Raw genomic sequence first — 1,279 nt, forward strand, 5'->3', positions numbered from 1 at the left:
GCACGGCGCCGGCGCGGGCGGTGACGCCGCGCGGCACCCCGGCCAGCCGCGCCACATGCAGCCCCCAGGATTTCTCCGCCGCCCCCGGCCCGACCGTATGCTGGAACACCACCTCGCCGCGATGCTCGCGCACCTTCATCGTCGCCAGCTGCAGCTCGGGCAGTTTCGGCGCCAGCGCGGTCAGCTCGTGGAAATGTGTGGCGAAGATGGCGCGCGCCCGGATGCGGTCATGCAGCGCCTCCAGCACCGCCCAGGCGATGGCCAGGCCATCCCAGGTGGCGGTGCCGCGCCCCACCTCGTCCAGCACCACCAGGCTGCGCGGCGTCGCCTGGTTGAGGATCGCCGCCGTCTCGGTCATCTCGACCATGAAGGTGGAGCGGCCGCCGGCGATGTCGTCCGCGGCGCCCACGCGGGAGAACAGCCGGTCCACCAGCCCGAGCCGCGCCTGCCTGGCGGGGACGAACATGCCCGCCTGGGCCAGCACCACCATCAGCGCGTTCTGCCGCAGGAAGGTCGATTTGCCGGCCATGTTCGGCCCGGTCAGCAGGCAGAGCCGCTGGCCGGGGGAGAGATCGGCGTCGTTCGGCACGAAGGCGGGGCCGCGGCTGCGGGCCAGCGCCGCCTCCACCACCGGGTGGCGGCCCTGGCGGATGCGGAAATCCGGCCGCTCGGTCAGCTCGGGGCGGCACCAGCCGCCGCCGGCCGCCAGCTCGGCGGCGGCGGCGTGGATGTCGATCTCGGCCATCGCCATGGCCGCCGCATCCACCTGCCGCGCCGCCTTCAGGCAGAGGCCGCGCAGGTGCCGCACCACCAGCGCCTCGCGCTTCGCCGCCTGCTCGCCGGCGGCCGACAGCTTGCGGTCCAGCTCGGCCAGGGCGGTGCAGGTGAAGCGGTGCGCATTGGCCATGGTCTGGCGGTGGATCGGCGCCAGCGGGCCGCCCTCCAGCTGGGCCGGCTTCTCGCGCAGCAGCTTCTCGCCGGCGATGGCCGGCATCTCCGCCAGATAGCCGAATTGCTGGTGGTGGCGGATCTTGACGCTGGCGACCCCCCAGGCCTGGGCCAGCTCCGCCTGCATCGCCGCGATGGCGCCGCGCGCATCGTCGCGCAGCCGCTTCAGCGCATCCAGCTCCCCGTCATAGCCGGGGGCGACGAGGTTGCCATCCTCCAGCCGCGCCGGCAGCGCCTCGTTCAGCGCCCGCTCCAGCTCGGCGCGCGGCGAGCCCTGCGGCACCAGCGCCGCGCGCGCCTCGTCGAGCAGGGCGGGCAGGGGGGCGGCGGC

The 1,279-nt window shown here is 75.0% G+C and carries 1 protein-coding gene; it reads right to left on the reverse strand.

Annotated elements, in window-relative coordinates:
* Positions 1 to 1,279, reverse strand: a 1,279-nt coding sequence (mutS, locus tag HMPREF0731_RS20785) for a DNA mismatch repair protein MutS (protein ID WP_007006203.1), incomplete at both ends; no start/stop codon positions are given.

This window comes from Pseudoroseomonas cervicalis ATCC 49957 (genome assembly GCF_000164635.1).
GTDB lineage: Bacteria > Pseudomonadota > Alphaproteobacteria > Acetobacterales > Acetobacteraceae > Pseudoroseomonas > Pseudoroseomonas cervicalis.